Annotated in this window: 22 protein-coding genes and 2 pseudogenes; 16 read left to right on the forward strand and 8 right to left on the reverse strand. The window is 47.8% G+C overall.

The features are described 5' to 3' along the window. Nucleotides 1–61: 61 nt before the first annotated feature. A complete protein-coding gene (locus QUA20_RS31965) occupies nt 62–217 on the reverse strand; it encodes an AraC family transcriptional regulator N-terminal domain-containing protein (protein WP_445304657.1) in 156 nt (51 codons plus the stop codon). A gap of 245 nt (nt 218–462) precedes the next feature. On the opposite strand from QUA20_RS31965, the gene QUA20_RS09485 reads away from it, so the two are divergent. The 6 genes from QUA20_RS09485 (at nt 463) to QUA20_RS09510 (ending at nt 4,688) form a co-directional block, all read left to right on the forward strand. Then, nucleotides 463–588: a hypothetical protein gene (locus QUA20_RS09485; protein WP_333188077.1), complete on the forward strand. Its 126-nt coding sequence runs from the start codon at nt 463–465 to the stop codon at nt 586–588. Nucleotides 589–680: 92 nt separating this feature from the next. Then, nucleotides 681–1,082, forward strand: a complete 402-nt coding sequence (locus QUA20_RS09490) for a (R)-mandelonitrile lyase (RefSeq protein WP_333188080.1) — start codon at nt 681–683, stop codon at nt 1,080–1,082. Nucleotides 1,083–1,255: 173 nt separating this feature from the next. Continuing rightward, on the forward strand, nt 1,256–1,612 hold the full coding sequence (locus tag QUA20_RS09495) for a cyclophilin-like fold protein (protein ID WP_333188082.1): 357 nt from the start codon (nt 1,256–1,258) through the stop codon (nt 1,610–1,612). 56 nt (nt 1,613–1,668) lie between these two features. Then, nucleotides 1,669–2,445 carry an SDR family oxidoreductase gene (locus QUA20_RS09500; RefSeq protein ID WP_333188084.1) on the forward strand — a complete coding sequence of 259 codons (777 nt, stop codon included), beginning with the start codon at nt 1,669–1,671 and terminating at the stop codon, nt 2,443–2,445. A 155-nt stretch (nt 2,446–2,600) separates the two neighbouring features. Then, nucleotides 2,601–3,653, forward strand: a complete 1,053-nt coding sequence (locus QUA20_RS09505) for an NAD(P)-dependent alcohol dehydrogenase (RefSeq protein WP_333188087.1) — start codon at nt 2,601–2,603, stop codon at nt 3,651–3,653. Nucleotides 3,654–3,680: 27 nt separating this feature from the next. Continuing rightward, a complete protein-coding gene (locus QUA20_RS09510; protein WP_333188089.1) occupies nt 3,681–4,688 on the forward strand; it encodes an aldo/keto reductase in 1,008 nt (335 codons plus the stop codon). Between the two features lie 248 nt (nt 4,689–4,936). Here QUA20_RS09510 and QUA20_RS09515 read toward each other — a convergent pair whose 3' ends face one another. From QUA20_RS09515 to gyrA, 4 genes are all read right to left on the reverse strand, one after another. Then, on the reverse strand, nt 4,937–6,229 hold the full coding sequence (locus QUA20_RS09515; RefSeq protein ID WP_333188091.1) for a ribonuclease D: 1,293 nt from the start codon (nt 6,227–6,229) through the stop codon (nt 4,937–4,939). A 224-nt stretch (nt 6,230–6,453) separates the two neighbouring features. Next, nucleotides 6,454–6,666 carry a hypothetical protein gene (locus QUA20_RS09520; RefSeq protein WP_333188094.1) on the reverse strand — a complete coding sequence of 71 codons (213 nt, stop codon included), beginning with the start codon at nt 6,664–6,666 and terminating at the stop codon, nt 6,454–6,456. Next, complete coding sequence (locus QUA20_RS09525; RefSeq protein WP_333188096.1) at nt 6,667–7,110, reverse strand: Uma2 family endonuclease; 444 nt, start codon at nt 7,108–7,110, stop codon at nt 6,667–6,669. Between the two features lie 166 nt (nt 7,111–7,276). Then, nucleotides 7,277–9,988 carry a DNA gyrase subunit A gene (gene gyrA / locus QUA20_RS09530; protein WP_333188099.1) on the reverse strand — a complete coding sequence of 904 codons (2,712 nt, stop codon included), beginning with the start codon at nt 9,986–9,988 and terminating at the stop codon, nt 7,277–7,279. Between the two features lie 396 nt (nt 9,989–10,384). Between gyrA and QUA20_RS09535 the strand changes: the two genes are divergently transcribed. From QUA20_RS09535 to QUA20_RS09545, 3 genes are all read left to right on the forward strand, one after another. Next, nucleotides 10,385–11,308 carry a histone deacetylase family protein gene (locus QUA20_RS09535; protein WP_172186193.1) on the forward strand — a complete coding sequence of 308 codons (924 nt, stop codon included), beginning with the start codon at nt 10,385–10,387 and terminating at the stop codon, nt 11,306–11,308. Between the two features lie 340 nt (nt 11,309–11,648). Continuing rightward, nucleotides 11,649–11,837, forward strand: a complete 189-nt coding sequence (locus tag QUA20_RS09540; RefSeq protein WP_015175516.1) for a hypothetical protein — start codon at nt 11,649–11,651, stop codon at nt 11,835–11,837. A gap of 494 nt (nt 11,838–12,331) precedes the next feature. Beyond that, nucleotides 12,332–13,354 carry an ABC transporter ATP-binding protein gene (locus tag QUA20_RS09545; protein WP_333188324.1) on the forward strand — a complete coding sequence of 341 codons (1,023 nt, stop codon included), beginning with the start codon at nt 12,332–12,334 and terminating at the stop codon, nt 13,352–13,354. A 574-nt stretch (nt 13,355–13,928) separates the two neighbouring features. On the opposite strand, the gene QUA20_RS09550 is transcribed toward QUA20_RS09545, so the two are convergent. Beyond that, nucleotides 13,929–14,057 (reverse strand): hypothetical protein, encoded by a 129-nt coding sequence (locus tag QUA20_RS09550; protein WP_333188103.1) that lies wholly within the window; start codon nt 14,055–14,057, stop codon nt 13,929–13,931. Nucleotides 14,058–14,250: 193 nt separating this feature from the next. On the opposite strand from QUA20_RS09550, the gene QUA20_RS09555 reads away from it, so the two are divergent. Together QUA20_RS09555 and QUA20_RS09560 are read left to right on the forward strand one after the other, a co-directional pair. Then, nucleotides 14,251–15,141, forward strand: a complete 891-nt coding sequence (locus QUA20_RS09555; protein ID WP_333188106.1) for an ABC transporter permease — start codon at nt 14,251–14,253, stop codon at nt 15,139–15,141. 167 nt (nt 15,142–15,308) lie between these two features. Next, nucleotides 15,309–15,692 carry a hypothetical protein gene (locus QUA20_RS09560; RefSeq protein WP_333188109.1) on the forward strand — a complete coding sequence of 128 codons (384 nt, stop codon included), beginning with the start codon at nt 15,309–15,311 and terminating at the stop codon, nt 15,690–15,692. Nucleotides 15,693–15,810: 118 nt separating this feature from the next. Here the strand turns inward: QUA20_RS09560 and QUA20_RS09565 are convergent, their stop codons facing one another. Beyond that, a complete protein-coding gene (locus QUA20_RS09565; RefSeq protein ID WP_333188112.1) occupies nt 15,811–17,169 on the reverse strand; it encodes an FAD-binding oxidoreductase in 1,359 nt (452 codons plus the stop codon). A 130-nt stretch (nt 17,170–17,299) separates the two neighbouring features. Further along, nucleotides 17,300–18,049, reverse strand: coding sequence for a methyltransferase domain-containing protein (locus QUA20_RS09570; RefSeq protein ID WP_333188115.1), 750 nt, complete (start codon nt 18,047–18,049; stop codon nt 17,300–17,302). Between the two features lie 357 nt (nt 18,050–18,406). On the opposite strand from QUA20_RS09570, the pseudogene QUA20_RS09575 reads away from it, so the two are divergent. From QUA20_RS09575 to bioB, 5 genes and pseudogenes are all read left to right on the forward strand, one after another. After that, nucleotides 18,407–18,907 (forward strand): annotated as a pseudogene (locus QUA20_RS09575) (Tll0287-like domain-containing protein); the annotation flags it as partial. Between the two features lie 135 nt (nt 18,908–19,042). Beyond that, nucleotides 19,043–19,762, forward strand: a pseudogene (locus QUA20_RS09580) (adenylate/guanylate cyclase domain-containing protein); the annotation flags it as partial. 391 nt (nt 19,763–20,153) lie between these two features. Then, complete coding sequence (locus QUA20_RS09585) at nt 20,154–21,566, forward strand: adenylate/guanylate cyclase domain-containing protein (RefSeq protein WP_333188116.1); 1,413 nt, start codon at nt 20,154–20,156, stop codon at nt 21,564–21,566. Nucleotides 21,567–21,804: 238 nt separating this feature from the next. Beyond that, nucleotides 21,805–23,109, forward strand: coding sequence for an adenosylmethionine--8-amino-7-oxononanoate transaminase (bioA, locus tag QUA20_RS09590; RefSeq protein ID WP_333188120.1), 1,305 nt, complete (start codon nt 21,805–21,807; stop codon nt 23,107–23,109). Between the two features lie 17 nt (nt 23,110–23,126). Further along, entirely contained in the window at nt 23,127–24,170 is a 1,044-nt protein-coding gene (bioB, locus tag QUA20_RS09595; RefSeq protein WP_333188123.1) for a biotin synthase BioB, read from the forward strand. Nucleotides 24,171–24,380 lie beyond the last annotated feature (210 nt).

Below are 24,380 nucleotides of genomic sequence, written 5' to 3' on the forward strand. Positions count from 1 at the left end.
GATTTTCAGATCTGAAGTCTGTTTATTTTCAACTCAGCTTTGCTGAGTCTTTTCTTGCTGCCTAGTCTAAACTCCAGAGATAATGCATCGGGTCGTACTGAAGCGCGATCGCGCTGCCCAGAAGCACTTCTTTGCTGCCCTGGGCGATCGCACAGAAGGCAAGGAAAGAGACACTATCAACGCATTCCGAAGGTGAGGAGGATCGGTTGAAGTGCAATCCTTTCAGCGGCTCAATTTTCCCATCCTGACGAATAGCCTGTGCAATCGGCTATTCGTCAGTTCGTTTCTGTGGGCTTGCACTCTATCTGCCTCGCGCTTTGCCTGCTGGTCGTTCATTAACGACCTAGCGGACTTTTCAGTCGTTTTGGCAGCGTTCATTTCTAAGTTTGCAGGATTGTACAACAATCTTAGACGATCGTTCTATTGCTTGCCCTAGAGGATTCTTAGAATGAGGCTAAAGCAATGAAAAACGATTCCGGCGAATTGCAAGCGTCTGGATTTTTATACAAGAGAAAACTCAGTTTTGATTGGGCAACAAACCTGCTGAGTGACAACCAAAATGTCCTCAAAGCTAACCTTGCTTCTTAAAAAATGCATCCCTATTGATAGAGAAGCGATTAGTGCTCAATTTCTACGATTGGGACAGCCACCGAAATGGCATCAAGTAAAGGAATTAAGAAATGGATATTAAACGAAGTGGCTCACAGCCTTCGGCCAAAGGACTGGCTGAGTATTTTACCGGCACTGTCCGCATTGACCCCCTGTTCGAGGCGCACGAACCAGCACGCACGTCTGGTGCCAGCGTCACGTTCGAGCCTGGTGCTCGGACAGCATGGCACACCCACCCGTTGGGACAGACCCTAATTGTCACGGCTGGCTGCGGTCTTGCACAGCGCTGGGGCGGCTCGATCGAGCAAATTCGTCCGGGGGATGCGATCTGGTTCGAGCCGGGTGAGAAACATTGGCATGGTGCCACGGCAACCACGGCAATGACGCACATCGCCATTCAGGAATGGCTCGACGGCAAACCCGTGGACTGGATGGAACAGGTCAGCGACGAGGAGTACGCAGGAAGATCTTAATCGTTTTGAAATGGTTTCCCCTCAAGGGGAGAAACTGCCAGAAGAGAATGCTGATTTTGGTTCTCGCCCTAACGATGTCCCTGAGTTACTCAGCCTGCCGTGCCGACAACAGGATGCCTAGCAGTGCCTCGTCGAAACTGCCGACTGACCTATCAACCAAGCAGGCAAGCAGTATGAAGATAATCATCAAGGTCGGAGACAAAGCCGTTACAGCCACGTTGATCGACAGTAAAACCACTCGGGATTTTGTTTCCCTGCTGCCATTAACGCTGACGATGAACGATTTGTTTGGAAGAGAAAAGTTTGCCCGCCTGCCGAGAGCAATTTCGGAGGAGGGTGAGCGAACCAAAACCTATGAAGTTGGAGACATCATTTACTGGTCTCCCGGTCCTGATGTGGCTATTTATTATCGCCACGACGAACAACCAATCCCTGACCCCGGCATCATCGCGATCGGCAAGATCGATGCTGGCGTAGAAGCATTCAATGTACCTGGCTCTGTAAAAGCAACAGTGGAGCCGATCGAGTAAGAAAAGGAAGTTCCAATAAAGACTTCCCTAATGGGCAACACGCAAAGGAGTAAAAAATGACAACGAACGAGAATGGCAGCTACACAGCAAAGGTTGCGTTTGTGACCGGAGGAGCGAGCGGCATCGGTCGAGCTACGGCGCTGGCGTTTGCCCGTGAAGGTGCCAGCGTGGTGGTCGCTGACATCTCAGAACAGGGCAATCAAGAAACAGCTCACACGATCGAAGAACTCGGCGGTCGGGCGATCGCCGTCAGGTGCGATGTGACGCGAACCGAGGACGTGAAGGCGGCTCTGGACAAGACCGTTGAGGCTTTCGGGCGGCTGGACTTCGCCTTCAACAACGCGGGCATCGAGCCGAGGAAGGCGGCTCCGACTGCGGAGTACGAGGAGGAGGAGTGGAACCGGATTATCGACATCAACCTCCGCGGCGTTTTCCTGTGCATGAAGCACGAGATCCCGCTGATCCTCAAGCAGGGAGGCGGCGCGATCGTCAATACCTCCTCGGGCGCAGGAATCATCGGCATCAAGGGCAGCCCCGCGTACACCGCTGCGAAACATGGCGTGATCGGACTGACCAAGGCAGCGGCCCTCGACTACGCCGCGCAGAACATCCGCGTCAACGCCGTCTGTCCCGGCTACATCGACACCCCGATGATCGCTCGTTCCATCGGCGCCACGGACGAAGGGCGCGCCAAGGTGATTGCCGAGGAGCCGATCGGACGGATGGGCAAGCCCGAGGAGATCGCGGAGGCTGTCCTATGGCTGTGCTCCGACGCGGCTGCCTTTATGATCGGCCACGCCATGGTCATCGATGGCGGCCAAACGGTGCAGTGATGTTCGACGCCAACCCGATCGAACCCTAAACGCACGACGACAACAAAGCATTGTCGCCATCGTCACCTTCACCGCCAACGGCGATGACTGATATGGAAAAGGCCAGCGACGAACAATACCAGGCACCAAAAGTAAACAAATAGGAGCATCGACCCATGTACAACACGAAAGCTTATTCCGCAGCCAGTGCAACATCACCGCTAGCCTCCGACACAATCGCACGGCGCGATCTAACCGAACACGACGTTCAAATCGAAATCCTCTTCTGCGGCATCTGCCATTCCGATCTTCACATGGTGCGAAACGAGTGGGGCGGCGGCACGGTCTACCCGATCGTTCCCGGTCATGAGATGGTGGGACGGGTCACTCAGGTTGGCTCGGCAGTGACGAAGTACAAGCCTGGTGATCTGGCAGGAGTCGGCTGCATGGTTGATTCGGATGGAACCTGTCCCAATTGCAAAACTGGACTTGAACAGTTCTGCCCGAACCTAACCCTCACCTACAACTCCCCGGACAAGCACCTTGGAGGTGTCACCTATGGTGGTTACTCCGATAGCATCGTCGTCGATGAACGCTTCGTTCTGCGCGTTCCCGCCAACCTCGATCTCGCCGGGACTGCTCCGCTGCTTTGTGCGGGAATCACTACCTACTCGCCCCTGCGTCACTGGGGCGTTACCGAGGGCAAGAAAGTTGGCGTGGTCGGTCTGGGAGGATTGGGACACATGGGCGTGAAGTTCGCTCGTGCCTTCGGCGCTCATGTCGTCGTCTTCACCACCTCGCCCGGTAAGACGGAAGATGCGCTCCGCCTCGGTGCCCACGAAGTCGTGGTCTCCCGCAATGCCGACGAAATGCAAAAGCACGCTGGCAGCTTCGATTTCATCCTCGACACCGTTTCAGCCAAGCACGACATCAACGCCTATCTCAACCTGCTCCGCCTCGACGGTAACATCACCCTGGTTGGCGCACCCGAAAAGCCCCTGGAGATCTCGGCATTCAGCCTGATTATGGGGCGGCGCAATCTCTCCGGTTCTAACATCGGCGGCATTGCCGAAACCCAGGAAATGCTCGATTTTTGCGGTGAACACAACATCACCGCCGATGTTGAAGTCATCCCCATCCAGAAGGTCAACGAAGCTTACGATCGACTCCTCAAATCAGATGTGAAGTACCGCTTCTCGATCGATATGGCATCGCTTAAATCTGAATAACCGAGGTGGAACCTCGAAGGAGTAACAATGCAAAAGCGCAAACTTGGAAATAGTAATCTGGAAGTCTCGGCGATCGGGCTGGGCTGCATGGGAATGAGCTTTTCCTATGGCCCACCCAAAGACAAACAGGAGATGACTGCTCTTCTGGGGGCTGCCGTCGATCGCGGAATAACATTCTTTGACACCGCCGAAGTCTACGGCCCGTACTTAAACGAAGAACTGGTGGGTGAAGCCCTCGCTCCCTTCCGCGACCAAGTGGTAATCGCCACCAAATTTGGGTTCGACATCAGTCCGAATTCCGATCCTCGCGGCATGAAGGGTTCACCCGGACTCAATAGCCGACCGGAGCATATCAAGGAAGCCGTGGAGGGGTCACTCAAGCGGCTCAAGGTGGAGGCGATCGACCTCCTCTATCAGCACCGGGTCGATCCGAACGTGCCGATCGAAGACGTAGCAGGAGCGGTGAAGGAACTGATTCAGTCAGGTAAGGTGAAGCATTTTGGACTCTCTGAAGCCGGAGTGCAAACGATCCGTCGCGCACACGCCGTTGTGCCAGTCACGGCTCTACAGAGCGAATACTCGCTGTGGTGGAGAAAGCCTGAAGCAGAAGTGATACCGACCCTTGAGGAACTTGGCATCGGACTTGTCCCGTACAGCCCCCTGGGCAAAGGCTTCCTCACGGGCAAGATCGACGAAAACGCGACCTTTGACAGCTCCGACTTCCGCAGCACTCTGCCTCGCTTCACACCGGAGGCTCTCAAGGCGAATCAAGCCCTCATCGATCTGCTTGGCAGTATTGCAGAACAAAAGCAGGCAACGCCCGCTCAGATCGCACTTGCCTGGCTGCTGGCTCAGAAGCCGTGGATCGTACCCATTCCAGGTACGACCAAGCTGCATCGCTTGGACGAAAACATCGGGGCAGTTTCAGTCGAACTCACGCCCGACGATCTGCGTGACATTGATGACACCGCCTCCAAGATCGCGGTGCAAGGGGCGAGATACCCCGAAAAGTTAGAGCTTTTGACGGGTCGCTGAGTCCAGTTTTAGTCTCTGGGTCTGGCTAACCGCCCCTTAAACCAGACCCAACTCATCACGACAGGTTGCGATCGGATGGCAGAGATCAACCCCGAACCATAACAGAGTTACTGACTGCTCATCGAAAATTGTGGGTGGAAACCCCGTGCTTCTAGCACGGCTTTACATTTTTGTTCCTAGACCTTTTTGTCACCCTCCCAGCCCCCAGAGAACACAAAAAAATGAGAGGAAACGTGATATTTTAATAGTTAAAACGGAATTTCTTCATCTTCATCTTCCACAGTTTTAGCCGTCATCCGCCAACTGGTAATATACTCAATTTGCACATCAATTTTGTTAATCGCTTCCCCTAACCGCTTTTGGATGTATTGAGTCAGCGTCACCATAAAATCTAACTCAACTCCTACCGATAGCGCAAGTTTTGCCAAGCTAGCAAAATCTACCTTCAAAATCGAGGAACTGGATAACTTAAAATCGGGAGTATTTTCCTTATTTTGCACCAACATTGCTTTTTTAATGCGCTCTTTCAGATGCTCAACTTCAGAATCCAGCAACTTCCATGCAGGCAAAATTTCTTTGTACCTTTCCCCCAATGCTGTTAAATCCTCGGTAGCCGGTTCCGGCGCAATTTTCTTAGTAGATTTTCGCCGTTGCTGTACATTAGAATTCAGCCGCCAACTAGCAATATCCTCAACTTCCAAAGATGGATCGGCGATGAGTTCCCCTAACTGTTTTTGAATTTCTTTCGTCAGCGTTACCGGAAAATTTAACTCAATTCCCTCAGTTTCCGTCAGTCTGGCCAGCGTCATAAAATCAACTTTCATCGTTATCGAACTGGAAAGCTCAAAATAAGAACTGTCTTTGAGATTTTGGGCTAGCATCCCTGCTTTAATGCGTTCTTTCACTTCAGCGATTTCTGAATCTAGCGGCTTCCACTGAGATTCTATTTCCTGATATTTTTCGCCCAATGCTGTCAAGTTTTCTGTTGCGGGTTCGGGGTAACATTGGGCAAGGATTTCTAGCAGGCGGCGATGCACTCCAGCTAAATAAACCGCGTCCATCTTGGCATATTCTAGCTGCTTCTGGGTCAGGGGACGCTTTGCCCAATCGCCGCTTTGTTCTGTTTTATCTACATAAGTAATGCCGCAAAGTGTTTCTATTAAAGTTTTGAGTTGTCGATTAGGTAAGGGCAGAATGTAAGCTGGAATCTTTCTCGCCATTTTTAATGTGCAAGTGACATTTTGAGCGTCGTCATTGCCTAGAAATCGGATGTCATAGCTGGCGTTGTGCAAGACTTTTTCAATATTTGGATTGACCATGATTTGGTTGATGAAATCTTTGGCCAATTCTGGTTTATCCAAGACATCTAGTAGAAAAGTGGCATCTCCCGTGGAATCTGTGGAGTCAGCTAACACCTGAATCAGAGATAATCTGGGGTTGGATTTATAGTCAGCGATTTCTGTATCCACCCACAGGATTTTAGCTTGGGCAAATTTAGCTATGAGTGCTTTGATGTCGTTTGCTGCTGTTAAATAAGGCATTTTTACAGACTTTTGCTATTAACTTTTTGATTCTATTATGCTATAGCAATTATCGGCTCGATTGTCAACGATTCAAGCGCAGGACATGGCATTGCCGTGTCCAGGACACACGCAGACCTCAGAAACCCGGTTTGTTTCTTCCTATATTTCTCGTGACTGTTCGCAAAACTCGTAGAAACCGGGTTTCTAGCCTCCAGTTAAACAAAAGAATGCAGTCGATCGCACTATTGAGGATTCCCGCGAACTTCCTCTAAAAACCAGTTCCCTACTTCTGTATTGTCTGTCTGGCGACTGCGGCGCAAACCTTCCTCTAATAAAGCAACTTTTAGCCCCGGCAAAACTTGAGATTCCGTGAGACGTTCGCTTCCCCGGTTAGCAATTATTTTGAAAGCAATAACTTGCGCTTTTTGTACGTCTACTACCCAATATTCAGACACTCATAATTCTTCATAAATCATTCTTTTGGTACCCAAATCGTCAACGAGAGAACTGTCGGCAATTTCAATCGCTAAATCTGGGTAAACTATGCTATCCAAATTCACGACAGAACTGCCGCGAGGTGCCGTTTGCACCCGGTCTCCGATGTAGTAAGAAGCATCAGGTTGAGCGCCTCTGACACCCGTTTTGGAGTAGCTACAGTTGACCAGCAGTCTCATTTTTATACCTTTAGCAATGCCAAATAAATTGATTAAGATGACGATAATTCCGTTGTCATCAGCACGATCTGGCCCGACTGCTGCCATTTCAATTTTCAACTGTCCCTTATAGTAGTAGCATTTTGCTCGATCGTACTCCGGCTGTTTAATAATTTCTATATATTCATCCCAAGTCGCTGTAACCCAGGTATCAGTTAGTAGTTTGGTTTGGAGTTGACTCATCATTACCTCACCGGAAAAAAGCTTTGACTTTTGAGGGAAAACTTCTGAGTAGGGGCGATCGCATTTTTACCATTCAGCAGTAAGGTACCCACGGATCACCCTACAAACGATCGCATTTTTACCATTCAGCAGTAAGGTGCGCGTTGCGCACCTTACAAACTATTAACGACTATTCTGCCACTTCCTCAGATTCCGATTCTTCGGCCGATTCTTCACCAGCAGGCGGCACTAAAGCCACAGCTACGATCGAATCATCCTCGTCCAACCGCTGCACCCGCACACCCGTTGCTGTGCGCGATTGAGTAGAAATTGCACTCACAGCCTGACGGATAATAATACCTCGGTTGGTAATGATCATCAACTCGTCATCTTCGTTGACAATTCGCAGCGCAGCTACCTGATCCTTACCCTTTTTCGACTTAAATTTAGTAGCCGTCAATCCCTTGCCCGCCCGTCTTTGTAGGCGGAATTGAGAAACTGGAACCCGCTTGCCGTAGCCGTTGGTGGTGATTACCAACACCGAAGGAACTTCGCTGCTAACTGTCGGAATGTCTTCGGCATCTTCGCCTTCAATTTCCTCGGCTTGCAGTTCTAATTCTTCGTCTTCAAATTCCGCATCTTCTGTTTCCAATTCAGCAATTTCTGCTCCTTCAAATTCCGAGTCTTCAGTTTCTAACAGAGCAATTTCGGCCCCTTCAAATTCTGAGTCTTCAGTTTCCAATGCAGCAATTTCGGCAACAATTGAGCTCGGCAATATGTCCATGCTGATCAACTCATCGCCCGATCGCAATTTCATTGATTTTACACCCCGCGTCGCGCGGCCGACTGGGCGCAACTGTTCGTGATTGGTGCGGAAATGAATTGCCATGCCTTGGCGCGTACCGATGATGATGCTGTCGCCAACTTTTGCTCTCCGCACCCAGCGCAGTTGGTCGCCTTCTTCTAGAGAAATGGCGATTAATCCATTAGTGCGGATGTTGCCAAAAGCTGAGAGCGCGGTTTTCTTGATGTAGCCGCCGCGAGTCAACATTACCAAGTATTCTTCGCTGGTAAATTCTGTGACTGACACCATAGAAGTGATTTTTTCTTCTATAGGAATCGGCAGCAGTTGCACCACGGGAGTGCCGCGGGCAGTGCGGGAACAGATGGGGATTTGATAAGCTTTGACAGAGTAAACTACGCCCCTGTCGCTGAAGAACAAAACGCTATCATGATCGCAGCAGGAAAGGAAATGTTCTACTCCATCGTCTTCTTTCATTTTCGCGCCTGCTTTGCCGCGAGTAGCGCGGCTTTGGGCCTCGAAAGTGCTGACAGGCATCCGCTTGATGTAGCCTTGCTCGGTGATCAGAATAATTGCTTGTTCGTTGGCAATTAAATCTCTTTCATCGATTTCTCCTTCGGCGTGTTCGATGACGCTGCGTCTAGGAGTGGCGATTTTGGTTTGGATTTCGACAGCTTCAAACTCGGCGATTTCTAAGATGCGTTCCCGGCGCGCTAAGATATCTTCCAAATCTGCGATTTTAGCTCGCAGTTCTTCGTGTTCTTGCTGAATTTTTTGCGCTTCTAATGCTGTCAAACGCCGGAGCTGCATTTGCAGAATTGCGTCAGATTGCTGTTCGGAAAGACCGTAATTATCCATTAATTCTTGTTTCGCTGCAGCGGAGTCGGCAGCGGCGCGAATTAGGTGAATAATTGCATCTAAGTTGTCTAGGGCAATTAATAAACCTTGCAGAAGGTGGTCGCGTTCTTCTGCTTTGCGGAGTTCGTATTGAGTCCGGCGAGTAATTGTCTCAATGCGGAAGTCTAGGAAGACATTGAGGAATTGGGAGAGCGTAAGTAGTTGGGGTTCCCCGTTTACTAGCGCTAACATATTGGCTCCAAAGTTGGCTTGGAGGGGTGTTTGTTTGTAGAGGTTGTTGAGGACGACGCGGGGATAGGCGTCGCGCTTGAGTTCGATCACGATGCGCATTCCGTCTCTATCGCTTTCGTCGCGAATGTCGGAAATTCCATCTAATCTTTTGTCGTTGACAAGTTCGGCAATTTTCTCAATTAGCGCTGCCTTGTTTGTTTGGTAAGGCAATTCGGTGATAATAATTGCTTCTTTGTCGGGGCGGCCGGGATGTTCGATGGTTTCAATGCCGGCGACTCCGCGCATTGTAATCGAACCGCGCCCGGTGGTGTAAGCATCGCGAATGCCGCCTCTACCCAGAATTTGCCCTCCGGTGGGAAAGTCAGGGCCGGGGATGTACTGCATCAATTCCAGGTCGGTAATTGCTGGATTGTGAATTAGTGCTACTAAACCGTCAATTATTTCGCCTAAATTGTGCGGCGGAATGTTGGTTGCCATCCCCACAGCAATCCCGGAGGAACCGTTGAGCAAAATTTGGGGAATGCGTGCCGGGAGTACGAGAGGTTCTTGCTGGGAACCGTCGAAGTTGTCGCCGAAATCAACTGTTTCCGAGTCGATGTCGCGCAGCATGGAGTCGCTAGTGAGAGCTGTCAGGCGGCACTCGGTGTAACGCATTGCAGCGGGCGGGTCGTTGTCAACGGAGCCGAAGTTGCCGTGGCCGTTGATCAGGCGTTCCCGCATGGAGAAATCCTGAGCCATCCGCACCAGGGCGTCGTAAACCGCTGTATCTCCGTGCGGGTGATACTTGCCCAGCACCTCCCCCACGACGCGGGCGCATTTGCGGAAAGGTCGATCGGGAGTCAAGCCCAATTCGTTCATGGCGTAGAGAATGCGTCGGTGAACGGGCTTGAGACCGTCCCTGGCATCTGGTAGCGCCCGACCGACTATTACGCTCATGGCGTATTCCAAGTACGATCGGGACATCTCATTACCCAGATCCGTCGGGATTATCCGCGACTCAGAGGTGCTCATAGGTTGAAAAACTCCGTTATAAATTTAAATTTGACCGCTATAAATCTCAAAAATGCGATAAAATCGGTTTGGATTCAGTAGAGCTGCCAAATATTGCAAATTACTCCTAAAATTATATCACAATTTGCCTTTGACTTTATGGGAAAATTGCCAGAAAAATTAAGGGACGAAACAAGGACAATTGATAATTTGTCAGTTGGTGATTTAGTCAGCGGTTGGCAAAAGCTAGAAAGGTTTTTTTAGGCTGAAGGCTTTCATGCTTTCGTTAGTTGTTTTGACGGTTCTATAAGAAATTAAAATGGTTGCTCGATCGAAATTTTAATTTCACAAAACCGAAGGCCTTCTTAAAGCCAACTAAAAATCTAAAATCTAAAATCTAAAATCTAAAATCAGCCGATGCTACCCGTTATCTACTCCGAAGATTTCTTGCTGCACAAGACTGGAATGCTTCACCCAGAGCGACCAGAACGTTTAACGGCGATCGCCAACGCTCTGAAAGCTGCTCCCTGGGCGGATCAAATTCAGTGGCAACTGCCCACCCCAGTGGCGCAGCGCGAACAAGCACTGTTCTGGGCTCTCAAAAAAGTTCACGCGCAAAGATACATCAAAGAAGTCGAACATTTGGCTCATCGGGGAGGCGGCTACCTCGACGGCGATACGCCGATTTCTGCTGAAAGTTACGACGTAGCGCTGCTAGCGGTGAGTGCTTGGCTCGATGGGGTCGATCGAGTGGTGGCTGCGGGGGAACCTGCTTTTGTGCTGGCCAGGCCGCCGGGACACCACGCCGAAAACGCCCGCGCGATGGGTTTTTGCTTGTTTTCCAATGCTGCGATCGCCGCTCACTACGCCCTGGAACAGCCGGGAATCAAGCGCGTCGCCGTCCTCGACTGGGACGTGCACCACGGCAACGGCACTCAATCCTTGGTGGAAAACTGCCGGCAAATTGCCTACTGTTCCCTGCACCAATCTCCGTGCTATCCGGGAACGGGAGATGCCGAGGAGCGCGGTGCCTACGACAACGTGCTGAACATTCCTCTGTATCCGGGCGGCGGCATAGCTGAATACCTGGGCGCCTTTGAATCTCTTGTCGTGCCTTTTTTGTCAAAATTTGAACCGGATTTGTTGATTGTCAGCGCCGGTTACGACGCTACTGCGTCCGATCCGCTGGCGAGCATGACTCTGGCTCCGTCAGATTACGGTACTTTCACCGGATACTGCCTGCAAATCACCCGCCGCATCGCCTTTGGTTTGGAGGGGGGTTACGCGCTCAAAGATTTGGCCGAGTCAGTTGTGGCGACTATTGACCGATGCCTAAATTAGTTGGAAAATTGGCATAGGGGAAAATGAGGTTGAGAAGCAATGAGGACGGGGGAGAGTTTTTGAGGGCGATAAGCGAAGCTTAGATTTGGCGATCGCGCTTGATGGCCTTTTTCCTTCTTCCTTCTGACTTCTTCCCTCTTCCTTCTGAGTTAAGTGACAAGATCACAAATTTAAGAGATCCAAGTCACTGGCTATCAAAGTCTCGGTCACAGATTTTTAGCCCAAAAATCACACCGTGTCAATGTTTTCGATCGCCTTTGGAATCGCTCGCAGAGAGCATAATAAGATTACAATCAGCCTGTAAAAATTTTATTTGTCTCAATCAACTAGGAGGTTTATCATGTCAGTCTCCCAAATGACACTCGAAGAGTTATTTGGTCAGGTCATGTTCTCCAGCGTCGTGACTCGCCACGACCGGAGACAGCTCAGATCTGCACTCTTAGAAAGAACGCTGAATGAAGATGAGTATGCCATCATCAACCGACTGCTGTACAACGTGCGCCGCGGTTGGGTAAAAATTGTCGATTAAAGACGCCTCCGCCAACTTTCTTTAGGGGTGTTAAAAGTAGAACTTGCCACGTCGGGAAGTTTTTGCTGTTTAATATTTGGCTCGAAAGTTGGATGTGTTGGATAACGGTGTTAATTTTCAAAATCGCGCTACACATCAGCCTAGAGGTAGAGATAATTATAAAAAAACAGGTTTCGGGTGCATCTCTACTTGTTGAAAAATTGTGAGTTTTGAGTTGTTAACCCAGAGGTTAAATTAACTCAAAACTCATAATTGTTTGGAGGTGAGATTTGAGATTTGAGATAGGGAAAAACTGATGGCGATAGGGGTTGGGAGCCGTTAGAAAGTTGATATTTTATAAATGGGTATTAAGAATCAAAACTATAAGCAGTTTCCGGTTGAGGAGGATTGTGCGATCGTTACAAGCACAGCCAGTCGCATTGGTCGATCGACCATTCCGGCAATTTGAGCCCGGAAGTGTCAAAATATTAACAACCAGTTCATCCCCAAAATATATGGCTCCCGCCGTTTTAATTGAAAATCTTCAGAAACGCTACGGCACTGTAGAAGCCGTTAAAGATGTTTCCTTCAAGGTAGAACCGGGGGAAATATTTGGTTTGCTAGGCCCCAACGGTGCAGGCAAAACCACAACCCTGCGGGTACTTTGTACTTTGAGTGCGCCCGATAGCGGACGCATTGAAGTGTCAGGCATTTCTGCTGTCAGTCAGCCGAGAATTGCCAGACAAAAACTCGGCTACGTCGCCCAAGAAGTGGCTCTCGATAAGGTGCTGACTGGGCGGGAACTCCTGCAACTGCAAGCAGCGCTTTACCATTTGCCGCGCCCTAGGATTAAAGGGCGGATTGACGAAATGGTGAAACTCCTCGGTTTGGAGGAGTGGGAAAATAAAAAGACGGGCACTTATTCCGGCGGTATCCGCAAACGCCTCGACTTAGCTGCAGGGTTGCTGCACCAGCCGGATGTTTTGGTGTTAGACGAACCGACTGTCGGGCTGGATATTGAAAGCCGGGTGGTAGTGTGGGATTTCCTGCGCCGCTTGCGGGAAGAAGGTACGACGGTTTTGATTACGAGTCACTATCTCGAAGAAGTTGACGCTTTGGCCGATCGCGTGGCGATTATTGACAAGGGTACGGTGATTGCACAGGGCACGCCGGAGGAGTTGAAAAATCGGGTTGGGGGCGATCGGGTGACTCTGCGGATTCGGGAGTTTTCGCCGATGGAAGAAGCCGAAAAAGCTAAAACTCTGATGCAATCTTTGCCTTTTGTGCAAGAAGTAATTGTCAACACGGCTCAAGGAAATTCTCTCAATTTAGTAGTAACACCGCAAACCGATGCGCTGGTGACTATTCAGCAAGCTTTGAAAAATGCGGGACTTCCTACTTTTGGGATTGCTCAATCTCGGCCGAGTTTGGATGATGTGTATTTGGCAGCGACTGGTAAGACGCTGTTGGATGCGGAGTTGGCTGCTGCTAGCAACCGCGATTTGAAGGCGGAGCAAAAACAGGCGATGCGGTCTTAAATTATACCAACTGGTGGAAAGAGGCATCTGTAGGGACACGGCACTGCCGTGTCCTTGTAATACGGTAAATTTTTATTATCAGAGCAGCCTTTCACGAAGATCGCAACTCTCTCATTCAGGATGACAATTATAGGACTTACGCAAAGCCTCTATATATACCGTTTTGTAGCGGCAATCCCTCGTGGTCGCCCCCGTCTGTGGTGATATTGCATCCAGGACTGTTTTATATAACATACTGCCCAAATGGCAGAAGAGTTTATTTTTCAATTATTATCGAGTTTCCTAGTTGTGACTCTCTTTCATGATTTTTTTCACAACGAACTTCCCGGACAAGTTCACAAATTTCATCGATTGTCATCGGATTGGGATCGGGTGCTTATGAGTCTCTACGTCGCCGCAACTCCTCCCAATCAAAACCTGATTTTAGCTTCTGAAAAACAGTGCTATGCTATCTGCTGTAACAGTAACTGTATATCTATCTCCTAGCTTCAGTTGACTTTCAATCTCAGCCGGAATTTATAACTTACTGTCTGGATTCAAATAAACAGTAAGTAATATTAAATTGGTAAATGAATTATTGCAGGTGTTTTAAAAATATATTTTTCACAGTTTCCGGCAAAGATTCCATGATTTTGACCAAAGTAGCGATCGCACTTGATGGCATCAATTTATACTCAAATATTGTTAAGAGTTCCGAAACCAAATTAATATGTAGCGTTGACCCATTTTACTACAATTTTCTCCTTTCATTCCAGCTACTCGATGAACAGCAATAGCAGCAGCTACCCCGCCCTCTCAACTCCAAATAGCCTATAATCAAAGCATCCTGGCAAAATCACTTTCAACATATTTCCTGTAAACATAATCACAACAGTCAAAATCAACAACAAGCAATTATGAGCGGTACTGTTACATCCCCCAACAACCTCAACCAGCAGCGGCCAATCTCCACGGCATCCGCTGACACTTCCAGTTCCCTGCTGGGCGACTTCATCCAAGAAACACTCGCCTTAACCAAGCGCCTGTTTATTCAATTGCAGCGCCGCCCCTCGACGCTAGTTGCAGGCATTATTCAGCCCCTGATGTGGTTGGTTTTGTTCGGAGCTCTGTTTGAAAATGCACCCGCAGGCTTGTTCGGCGAAAGCCAGAATTACGGACAATTTCTCGGCGCTGGTGTAATCGTTTTTACTGCATTTGCCGGGGCGCTGAATGCGGGTTTGCCGATTATGTTCGATCGCGAGTTCGGATTTCTCAACCGCTTGTTAGTCGCGCCGTTGGCTTCGAGATTTTCGATCGTCCTCGCTTCGGCTATTTTTATCGTCACCCTCAGCTTTATCCAAACCGGCACAATCGTTACAGCGGGAGCGTTTTTGGGCGCGGGATTCCCCGGAATTGCCGGACTAGGGGCGATCGCCCTAATTGTCCTACTGTTAGTTTTGGGCGTCACAGGCTTGAGTCTGGGTTTAGCCTTCGCTCTTCCCGGTCACGTAGAATTAATAGCGGTAATTTTTGTTACTAACTTGCCGCTGTTATTTGCCAGCACAGCCCTCGCGCCGCTGTCATTTATGCCAGAGTGGCTGCAAGTTGTGGTGACTCTCAATCCTCTGAGTTACGCGATCGAACCCATCCGCTATCTGTACCTGCACAGCGATTGGTCGCTAGCCAGTGTCGTGATGTACGCTCCTTGGGGTAATGTTACCTTTGGAGGAGCGCTGTTAGTATTGCTAGCCTTTGATTTGGTGGCGCTGCTGAGCATTCAACCGCTGCTGCGACGCCGGTTTGCTTAGTTAGGGCGATCGCAGCAAATCTGCGGGCGATCGTTTAACCTGCACCGTCAATTGTAGGGACACGGCAATGCCGTGTCCTTAGCCCCAGGCAAGTAATATAATATTTAGTCGCAAGTCAGAATATTGTTTAGATAGAATTGTTTTTTTGAAGGTTCAACTAATAAATTATGAACACCAAAACTTCCAAATCCGGCAAATTGATAATGGGGATTGCTGCAAGCGCGATCGCATCCTGTGCTCTGTTCTCACCTCAAGCAAGCTTCGCTCAAGCCAGCGGTTTAAATAATGCCCAACCGCTGCAAGACTTTCAAACTCAAGACAATACCGACCCCTTATCTGGCCGCAGCAGCGGAAGCGCAATATTTGATTTAATTCACAGATCCCAATTGGGAGGCGGCCGCAGCATGGAAGAATTTAATACCGAACAGCGCCAAAATTTGAACGATGCTGCCGCAGAATTTCGGAACAAACAGCGCCAACTACTGGAAAAGCAAGCTGTACCTTCTGAAGGAGCGATCGCACCAGCAGAAATTACCGCCCCTGTCCCTTAAATTTACAAATGCTGTTTGCTCATTTCTGAGTCCGCGTGGGCCAAGCCAGCGCTTAGGCGGACGAAAGTTTGTCTAGCAGCGATTTCAAGATCCGAATCTTATCTAAAAACCATCGCCCTTAATCCCGTTCCAACCACGCCCGCATTTTACCCGGATTCAGCAAACCGTAAGGATCGACCAACTCTTTAAACTGCAACTGTTCCACATTAATACTTTTCATCCCTCCATCTTCCAATATATAAGTGTGAGGATTAGCAATCAGTGCGCCTTGGTGTTCGTGATAGCGAATAATTTCATTGAGCCGTGATTCCGTACTGTAGCGAACTATTTGCAAAGCTGCGGCGATCGCCCTGCCGTTCATCCGCAAAAACTCCAAGTGCATCATCACCTCATCCCCATAATAATTGTACAGTTCCTCAATCAATTTCAAACCTTTATCTGGGGGAAAAATCGTCTGCAAATAAGTCAGAGACGGGTCAGCGCTGCGAGCGTGCAGAGTTGTATGATTCCAAGTAAATTCAGCAATTGCTGCACCTTTGCTCGCAGCTTGCGCGTTTTTTTGATAGCAAATTGTGCCGCCATATTCGCCCACCAAATCTTGCAGCGGTTCCAGACAAGATTCAGCTACCATTAACAAAGCGCAGTGCTTACCTTCAGGAATCTCCTCGCGGAAAGCAGCAAAATAAGCAGGAATCGGCCAAGCACAAACACAAATTAGTTTTTTGATAATTCCGTCCGCATCGCCCAAAGCTTTACCGAAGTTTGCCGCTGTCATAAAATCGTCAAAAGCGACGATGATTTCCGCCCAAGGATAAGCAGGGGCGAGGGGAATTTCTAACTCAGTAATAATCCCATTTGTGCCGTAAGCGTGATTGACTTTTTGCACTTCATCGCCCCGCAATTCGATGACGCGGGGCTCGTCTTCCATTGTAACGACTCGAACCGCATGAAGATTTCCCCGATCGCGCAATTGCCCGTAAGTTATCGAACCAATTCCCCCGCTACCGCCGCCGATAAATCCCCCAATCGTTGCGGTGCGATAGGTTGAGGGAACCATCCGCAATTCCCAACCGGTTTCTCGCGCTTGTTTGTCGAAAACCGACATTTTTACCCCCGGTTCTACGCAAGCTAAACCCGGTTTTATCCAGCGGATACTGTGCATTTTGGTGGTATCTAAAATGACGCCGCCGTTGAGGGGAATGCACTGCCCGTAATTGCCCGTTCCTGCGCCTCTAACAGTTAGCGGAATTTTGGATTTGACGCAGGCTGCAGCAATCCGCAAAACTTCGGCTTCGCTGGCGGGACGAACTACTAAATCTCCTGTTTTATCACTTAAGATAGGTTGCAAAACTGGACTGAAGTGATAATAGTCTTGAGATAGCTTGAAAACTTGCGCGCGATCGCTAATTATTTCGATTCCCGAGAGTTCCGACGAAAAAGCATCCCAGTCAATACTTTCGATCGCATTTGCAGTCATTTTGTTTCCTCAATCCTGACAGGATTATATATTTTTTCAAGCAGAACTTAGTAACCTAAAATAATAACTGCAATCTTTATTTAAGCAGTAAGGTGCTGAGGTTTCATCCTACATAGCAGGACTGCTTTTTTCAATTAACCAATCCCCCAAACACCGCCATACCGTAGTATTTCCAAGGAACTGCAACAGTATCAAATCCAGATGAGGCCAGCATTTCCAACTGTGCCGAAAGTGTAGCTAGGCGATCGGGATTAGAATACCCGTAAGAGACACTCTTCCCCACATTTGCGCGAATTTGTGCTAAGGTTTCCCCCTGATTTAGCGCCCAATCTTCTCGCGCCGCTTGATAAATATCTTTCATTGCTGCTGATTCTGCTAAAAGAGGATCGGCATTCCAAAAACAGCCACCAGCATTTAAACTTTCGCGAATGCGTTGAAACAATTTCAACTTCATCTCGTCCTCAAGATGGTGAATTGCCAGAGATGAAATGCAAGCATTGAATTTATCGCCCAAGCCGGAGAAATTGGGATTGTTCGCCCATTCTCCAAAGTCCATTTCTATGCCAGTCCACCGGGCTGCGTATCCTGCCGACTCTATTTTGGCGCGGGCAAAATCAAGCATTCGCGGCGAGTAATCGACAGCAACTATTTCCGCTGACGGGTAGCGTTGGAGAAGTTTTAAAGTGAGTTCCCCCGTACCGCAGCCGAGTTCTAAAATTCGGTGGTTTGCACTAGCAATGCAGGCTGTTAATACATCCAGCATTTCGTCATATTTAGGTAAAAGTCGCCGAATGCCGGTATCAAAATCGGCAGTATTGACGAAAACTTCTCCCGGAAAAATTTCGTTGTTTGTAGGTGAGACAGTAGAGTCAGAATTCACGATCGCCAACCATAGACTACAATTGCTATCCTAACCGAGATACAGCAATAAGTGCGATCGGTACTATAAAGTTATGCGTACTTTTACGGAGAACCCCAACACTTGCTGTAAATAACAATAAACAATCCCTTGCACTACGCCGTCTGGGTTTAGCCCGACGCCGACAAAGCGACCTGAAAAAGCAGTGTTATGTTAGTAGTGCGTAAAATCACTTAAAGATTCAACCTCACATTTGAGGATACCATGCGTCAGTTAATTTCTCGCAGTCGGGCTGCCATCAGCCAATTAATTTACAAGCGAATTCTGCTTGCGGTGACAATTTTATTTTGTGTAGGTGTAGGAGTAGCGATGGCACATATGTCTCGTCTTTCCTCCACCCTAATTGAATCGCAAGCCCTCCAAAATGCCACCCTCTATGCCCAAGCTATTAAAGAAGCCCGCACCCTTTACAGTTCGGATGTTGTCAATCCTCTTAACACCGCTAAAACAATTAACTTTACCCACGACTACAACCCGACAAAAGTAACAGTTCCCGTACCTGCCACCTTCTTAATAGAACTCGGCAACCATATCACCCAAAAAAATCCCGAAGTATCAGTTCGTCTCTACAGCGACTACCCGTTTCCCTGGCGGCGAAAAGAAGGCGGAGCTCGAGACGATTTTGAACGGCAAGCTATTACCTATTTGATGAAAAATCCGACAAAAAAATTTTTCCGACGTGAGGATTTTCACAGCAAGCCAGCATTTCGATATGCCGAGGCAGATATTCTAACTCCTAGCTGCGTTAACTGTCACAACACTAACTCCTTCAGTCCCAAAAAAGACTGGAAAGTGGGAGATGTACGGGGGATATTAGAAATTACTCAACCTCTCGATACCATCACGAAAAATACTCGCAGCGAACTGAAATACCTGTTTTTACTGTTAGCAGGACTTTCAGTTTTAGGGGTAACAGGATTAACTCTATCTATCAGCAGGTTGCGCCAAAATGCTAAACAATTAGAACAGCGCGTCAGGGAACGGACGGCACAATTGCAAGAAACTAATGTAGAATTGGTAAAAGAACAGGAAAAGTCCGATCGCCTGCTGCTCAATATTTTACCCGAATCCATTGCTGCCAAGCTAAAAGACGGTCAAAGCAGTATTGCTGACGGCTTCGCAGAAGTCACAATTTTGTTTGCGGATATCGTAGGCTTTACCGTGCTGTCAGCACAAATATCTCCCGAAGAATTGCTCGATTTTCTCAACGAAATTTTTTCAGCCTTCGATGGTTTGACGGAAAAGTACGGCTTGGAAAAAATCAAAACAATTGGAGATGCTTACATGGTAGTCGGAGGTTTGCCCAACCCCAGCACCAACCACGCCGAAAGCATTGCGGAAATGGCTTTAGATATGCAGGAGGAATTAGCAAAATTTAATGCCAAACATCATGCAGGAATTAACATTCGCATCGGCATCAATACCGGGCCTGCAATTGCGGGGGTTATTGGCACTAAAAAATTTATTTACGACCTCTGGGGCGATGCCGTTAATACAGCAGCCCGCATGGAATCCCACGGGATTGCCGGCGCGATTCAAGTCACACAATCAACTTACGATATCTTGCAAAATAAGTATCTGTTTGAAGACAGAGGAATTATCAAGATCAAAGGCAAGGGCGAGATGAATACTTATCTGCTTAAAGGCAGGTTAGTCAGCCCAGTTTCGGTTTAATTTGTTTATTATATTATTAAGGGGTCTGCTAGTTAGTCCGAAGTCAGTCAATTTTAGATTTTAGATTTTAGATTTTAGATTTTAGATTTACTGCACAGGTGAATCTGGGAGCTTGAACTTTGGTCTAAAATTTTTATATATCCACGAGTTAAGTCGGGGGCTGGTATCCGTTTTTGGGTGGGTCATCAGTCATTCGTTGTTAGTCGTCAGCCAAGAACTAACAGTTAATAGCTGCTGGCTGTTGACTGCTGACAATTACAGGAATTACACAGAGGATGTGAGGAACCCGGTTTCGGCGCAGTTGATTTATTGACAAACTCAAAATTTATTACGAGAAACCGGGTTTATTTTCCTATGTCCTAAATTAGGCCATTGCCAAAGAGTAAATTTTATGTTATTGCGGATTTTATCATTCTTGGGTTTTTTCCAATCTCGCTTGTCTAGGCAAATAGCTTTGTGGATATTTGCTAGCATTCTTGTCATAGAGGGAATTATTTTAGTTCCCTCTTATTTTCGGCGAGAAAATGAACTTTTAAGTCAACTCGAACAAGTATCTCGGGCGACTGTTGATTCCCTAGAGTTTTTGCTCCAACAAGATATTTCCGATCGCACTTTCTTGCAAGAAGAAGTAAAAAATATTATTAAGGATTCTCAAGTAGTGTTAGGACTGTCTATTTACCAAGCTAACGGTCAGCTAATATATACACTTGGCGAACGCCCAGAAATCAGTTTAAAGCAACTAAAAAATGCTCGTATAGTTCACCATCACAATTTCGATGGCAAGCGCTACGATATTGCTTGGACGGAGCGACATTTGGGAGGCGATTACATCTTAATTGTTCGCCACGATGCTTCCACCGTTCAACCGGAACTCTACGCATTTATCGGGCGAATTGCGGTTCTAGTCATCATTATATCAGCCTTTGTCACTTCGGTGACTATGTTCTTTTTAGGGGTGACAGTAATTGCACCTCTCTTGAGATTGCGCGATGACTTGATCGCTGCCGGAGACGCTTTGAGCAAAGATCGAGAAAAACCTGATTTCTACTCTCTCTCTGTCAAGCGCGATGACGAGTTGGGAGAACTCATGGTCGCATTCAATCAAATGTTTCACCGAGTATACAAGGAAATCGCACAGCGGAAACAAGCTGAGGAAATATTACGCGCCGAACAAGAAAAGTCGGAACGTTTATTATTAAATATCTTACCGGTAATGATTGCCGATCGCCTAAAACAAGGCCAGATAAATATTGCAGACGGATTTGCCGAGGTTACGGTTTTGTTTGCTGATATTGTGGGCTTTACCGAAATATCCTCCCGCACGTCTCCTGAAGAATTAGTCAAATTGCTTAACAAAATATTTTCAGCTTTCGATAGCTTGAGCGAAGAATACGGCTTAGAAAAAATTAAGACTATAGGCGACAATTATATGGTCGCAGGCGGTTTGCCGCTTCCCTGTACAAATCACGCCGAATCTATTGCCGAAATGGCCCTAGAAATGCAGCAAGAAATTATGAAATTCCGCGACGAATGCGGTGAACCTATAAATATCCGCATTGGCATTAATACTGGGCCTGTTGTAGCAGGTGTCATCGGCACTAAAAAGTTTATTTACGATTTGTGGGGAGATGCTGTGAATACAGCAAGCCGCATGGAATCTCAGGGACTTCCTGGTAAAATTCAAGTTAGCAGCTCAACTTATGAGTTGCTGTGCGATAAGTATTTGTTGGAAAAGCGGGGTAAAATTAATGTTAAAGGCAAAGGAGCAATGACGACTTATTTGCTGAAAGGCAGAAAAATTTAACTGATAATTTTAACCATCACCCGGGAATACCTGATATGGCGGCAGATGTTGCAGCGCAGCCAATCCTAACACCAAACTAGATTTTTTTGAAGGAACCGCGAAGACGCTAAGGACACGTTCGGCGAAGCCGTTCCCGAAGGGTAGGAAGAGAAGAAGAAACAAGAAAAAATAAAAAGTTCATAAGTGAGTTAAAATTGCTATATTAAAAGGCGGCTTAATATTAGTTTGATTGGTAAAAATGACTGCGAATCAGGAACATAATTCTTCAAATTCACCGATTTGGCAGCCTTTCACGCAAATGAAAACGGCTGCCCCGCCCCTGAAGGTAATTCGCGGCAAAGGATCGGTGCTGGAATTGGCAGACGGGCGGCAAATTCTCGACTGTATTTCTAGTTGGTGGGTGACTGTTCACGGGCACAGTCATCCAGTTCTCGCCGAGGCTCTTTACGAGCAAGCCCAAAAGTTAGAACACGTAATCTTTGCCGGATTTACTCACGAACCGGCCCAGAAACTTGCAAGTAAATTGCTAACTCATACGCCTACTTCTTTAACGCGGATTTTCTTTTCTGATAACGGATCGACTGCTGTTGAAGTTGCTCTGAAAATGGCATTTCAATATTGGCGCAATCTCGGAGAAACTAACCGCACTAGCTTTATTAGTTTTGAGGGAGGTTATCACGGCGATACTGTGGGCGCGATGTCTGCTGGCAGAAGTTCGCTGTGGTGGGAATCTTTTGCACCTTTAATGTTTGCTGGGGATGTTGTTCCTTTTCCGGCGACTTTTGACGGCGATGAGGAGGTGGAAAGCAAGGAGGCGGCGAGTTTGGAGAAATTGGAGTTTTTGTTAAAGCAGGGCGGCTATGCGGGTATTTTTATCGAACCTTTGGTGCAAGGTGCCGGGGGAATGCGAATGTGCCGCCCTGAGTTTTTGCAGGATCTCGCACAACTTGCCCGCCAGTTTAATGTATTGTTAATTTACGATGAAGTAATGACTGGTTTTGGTCGCACGGGCGAACTGTTTGCCTCTGTTAAATCTGCAACGAAGCCGGATATCCTGTGTTTGTCCAAAGGATTGTCTGGCGGCTGTTTGCCAATTGCTGTCACAATGGCATCGGAGGATATTTATCAAGCTTTCTGGCGAGATGAACCGGACAAAGCTTTTTTTCACAGTCATTCTTACACTGGAAATCCTTTAGCTTGTGCGGTGAGTGTAGCATCGATGGAGCTTTTGGAGCAAAACCCAAGTGTGTATCAAGGAATGGAAAAACTGCACCGCAAATATCTGAATCAATGGCTGAGAAATCATCCTAAACTCGAACGGATTCGGACTTGCGGCACCATCGCAGCAATGGATGTGAAAACCGAAAGCGTTTCGGGGTATTTTAATGACATTGCTCCTGTATTGAAAGCCAGATTTCTCGAAGCGGGGTTTTTGCTCCGCCCCTTGGGAAATACGCTTTACTTGATGCCTCCCTACTGCATTTCTCCTGATGAACTAGAATCGATTTATCGGGTGATTCGTCAGGTTTTGGATACTCTGTAAACCCTTTAATTTTAGTAATGAATTTACCCAATTGGAACGATTTGGCTGACGGCGCGCTGGCGGGCAAATGTCTCTCTCGCGAGCAATCTTTAGCCGTATTGCGCGCACCGGATGAGGTTTTGCTGGAACAACTAAACGCAGCTTATCGGGTGCGCCGCCACTACTGGGGAAACCGAGTCAGGCTGCACTATTTGTTAAATGCTCAAAGCGGCCTTTGTCCTGAAGATTGCCATTATTGTTCTCAGTCAAAAATTTCGACTGCGGAAATTGAGAAATATCCGCTTTTAGCTAAGGAGAAAATTCTGGATGCCGCCCAACGCGCAGCAGACTTAAAAGCTGGTACGTTTTGTTTGGTGATTTCGGGCCGTCAACCTAACGCATCTACTTTCGATCGCGTTTTGGATGCTGTCGAGACTGTGAAGGCAAATTATAACCTGAAAATTTGCGCTTGTTTGGGATTGTTGAGCGAGGAGCAAACTCATCGCTTGGCAAAAGCTGGAGTCGATCGCGTAAATCACAATCTCAATACTTCCGAATCATATCACTCGGACATTTGCACGACTCACACTTTTGGCGATCGGGTTGAAACCGTCGAACACGTAAAAGCAGCGGGAATCACAACTTGTTCCGGCGGAATTTTGGGGATGGGCGAATCGGATGATGATGCGATCGATTTAGCACTTTCGCTTCGCAAGTTGGGCGTTACTAGCGTGCCGGTCAACTTTTTCATTCCGATTCCCGGCACGCCATTTGCAGATGTGAACCGGTTAACTCCCCGCCAATGTTTGCGAATTCTCTGTTTGTTCCGATTTTTGCTTCCCAGCCAGGAAATTCGGATTGCTGGCGGACGGGAAGTGCATTTGCGATCGCTGCAACCTCTCGGACTCTACCCCGCTAATTCTATCTTTGTGGGCGATTATCTGACAACTCCCGGACAAGCTGCCCATCAAGATTGGGACATGATTCGAGATGCGGGATTTGCGATCGAATCCCCCGAAGGTTCTCTCTTAGAAGTTGATTCAGCAGTTACCAAATCGCATCAAAGAACCCTGGTTGTTTAACTCTTATACCAGAAATAGAGTAGGACACGGCTGTGCCGTGTCCCTACCCAATATCTATATTTCACGTTTACGCATGGGAAGAGAAACCGGATTTCTGAGGTAGCAAATGCGTCAGCCTTAAGTTCTTAGATTGTAGTCAAAAACCCTTATTATCCGGTTGACATTCTTCAATCTAAAATCTAAAATCTAAAATCTAAAATCATAAAAGGG

Source organism: Microcoleus sp. Pol7_A1 (assembly GCF_036701085.1).
Lineage (GTDB): Bacteria > Cyanobacteriota > Cyanobacteriia > Cyanobacteriales > Microcoleaceae > Microcoleus > Microcoleus asticus.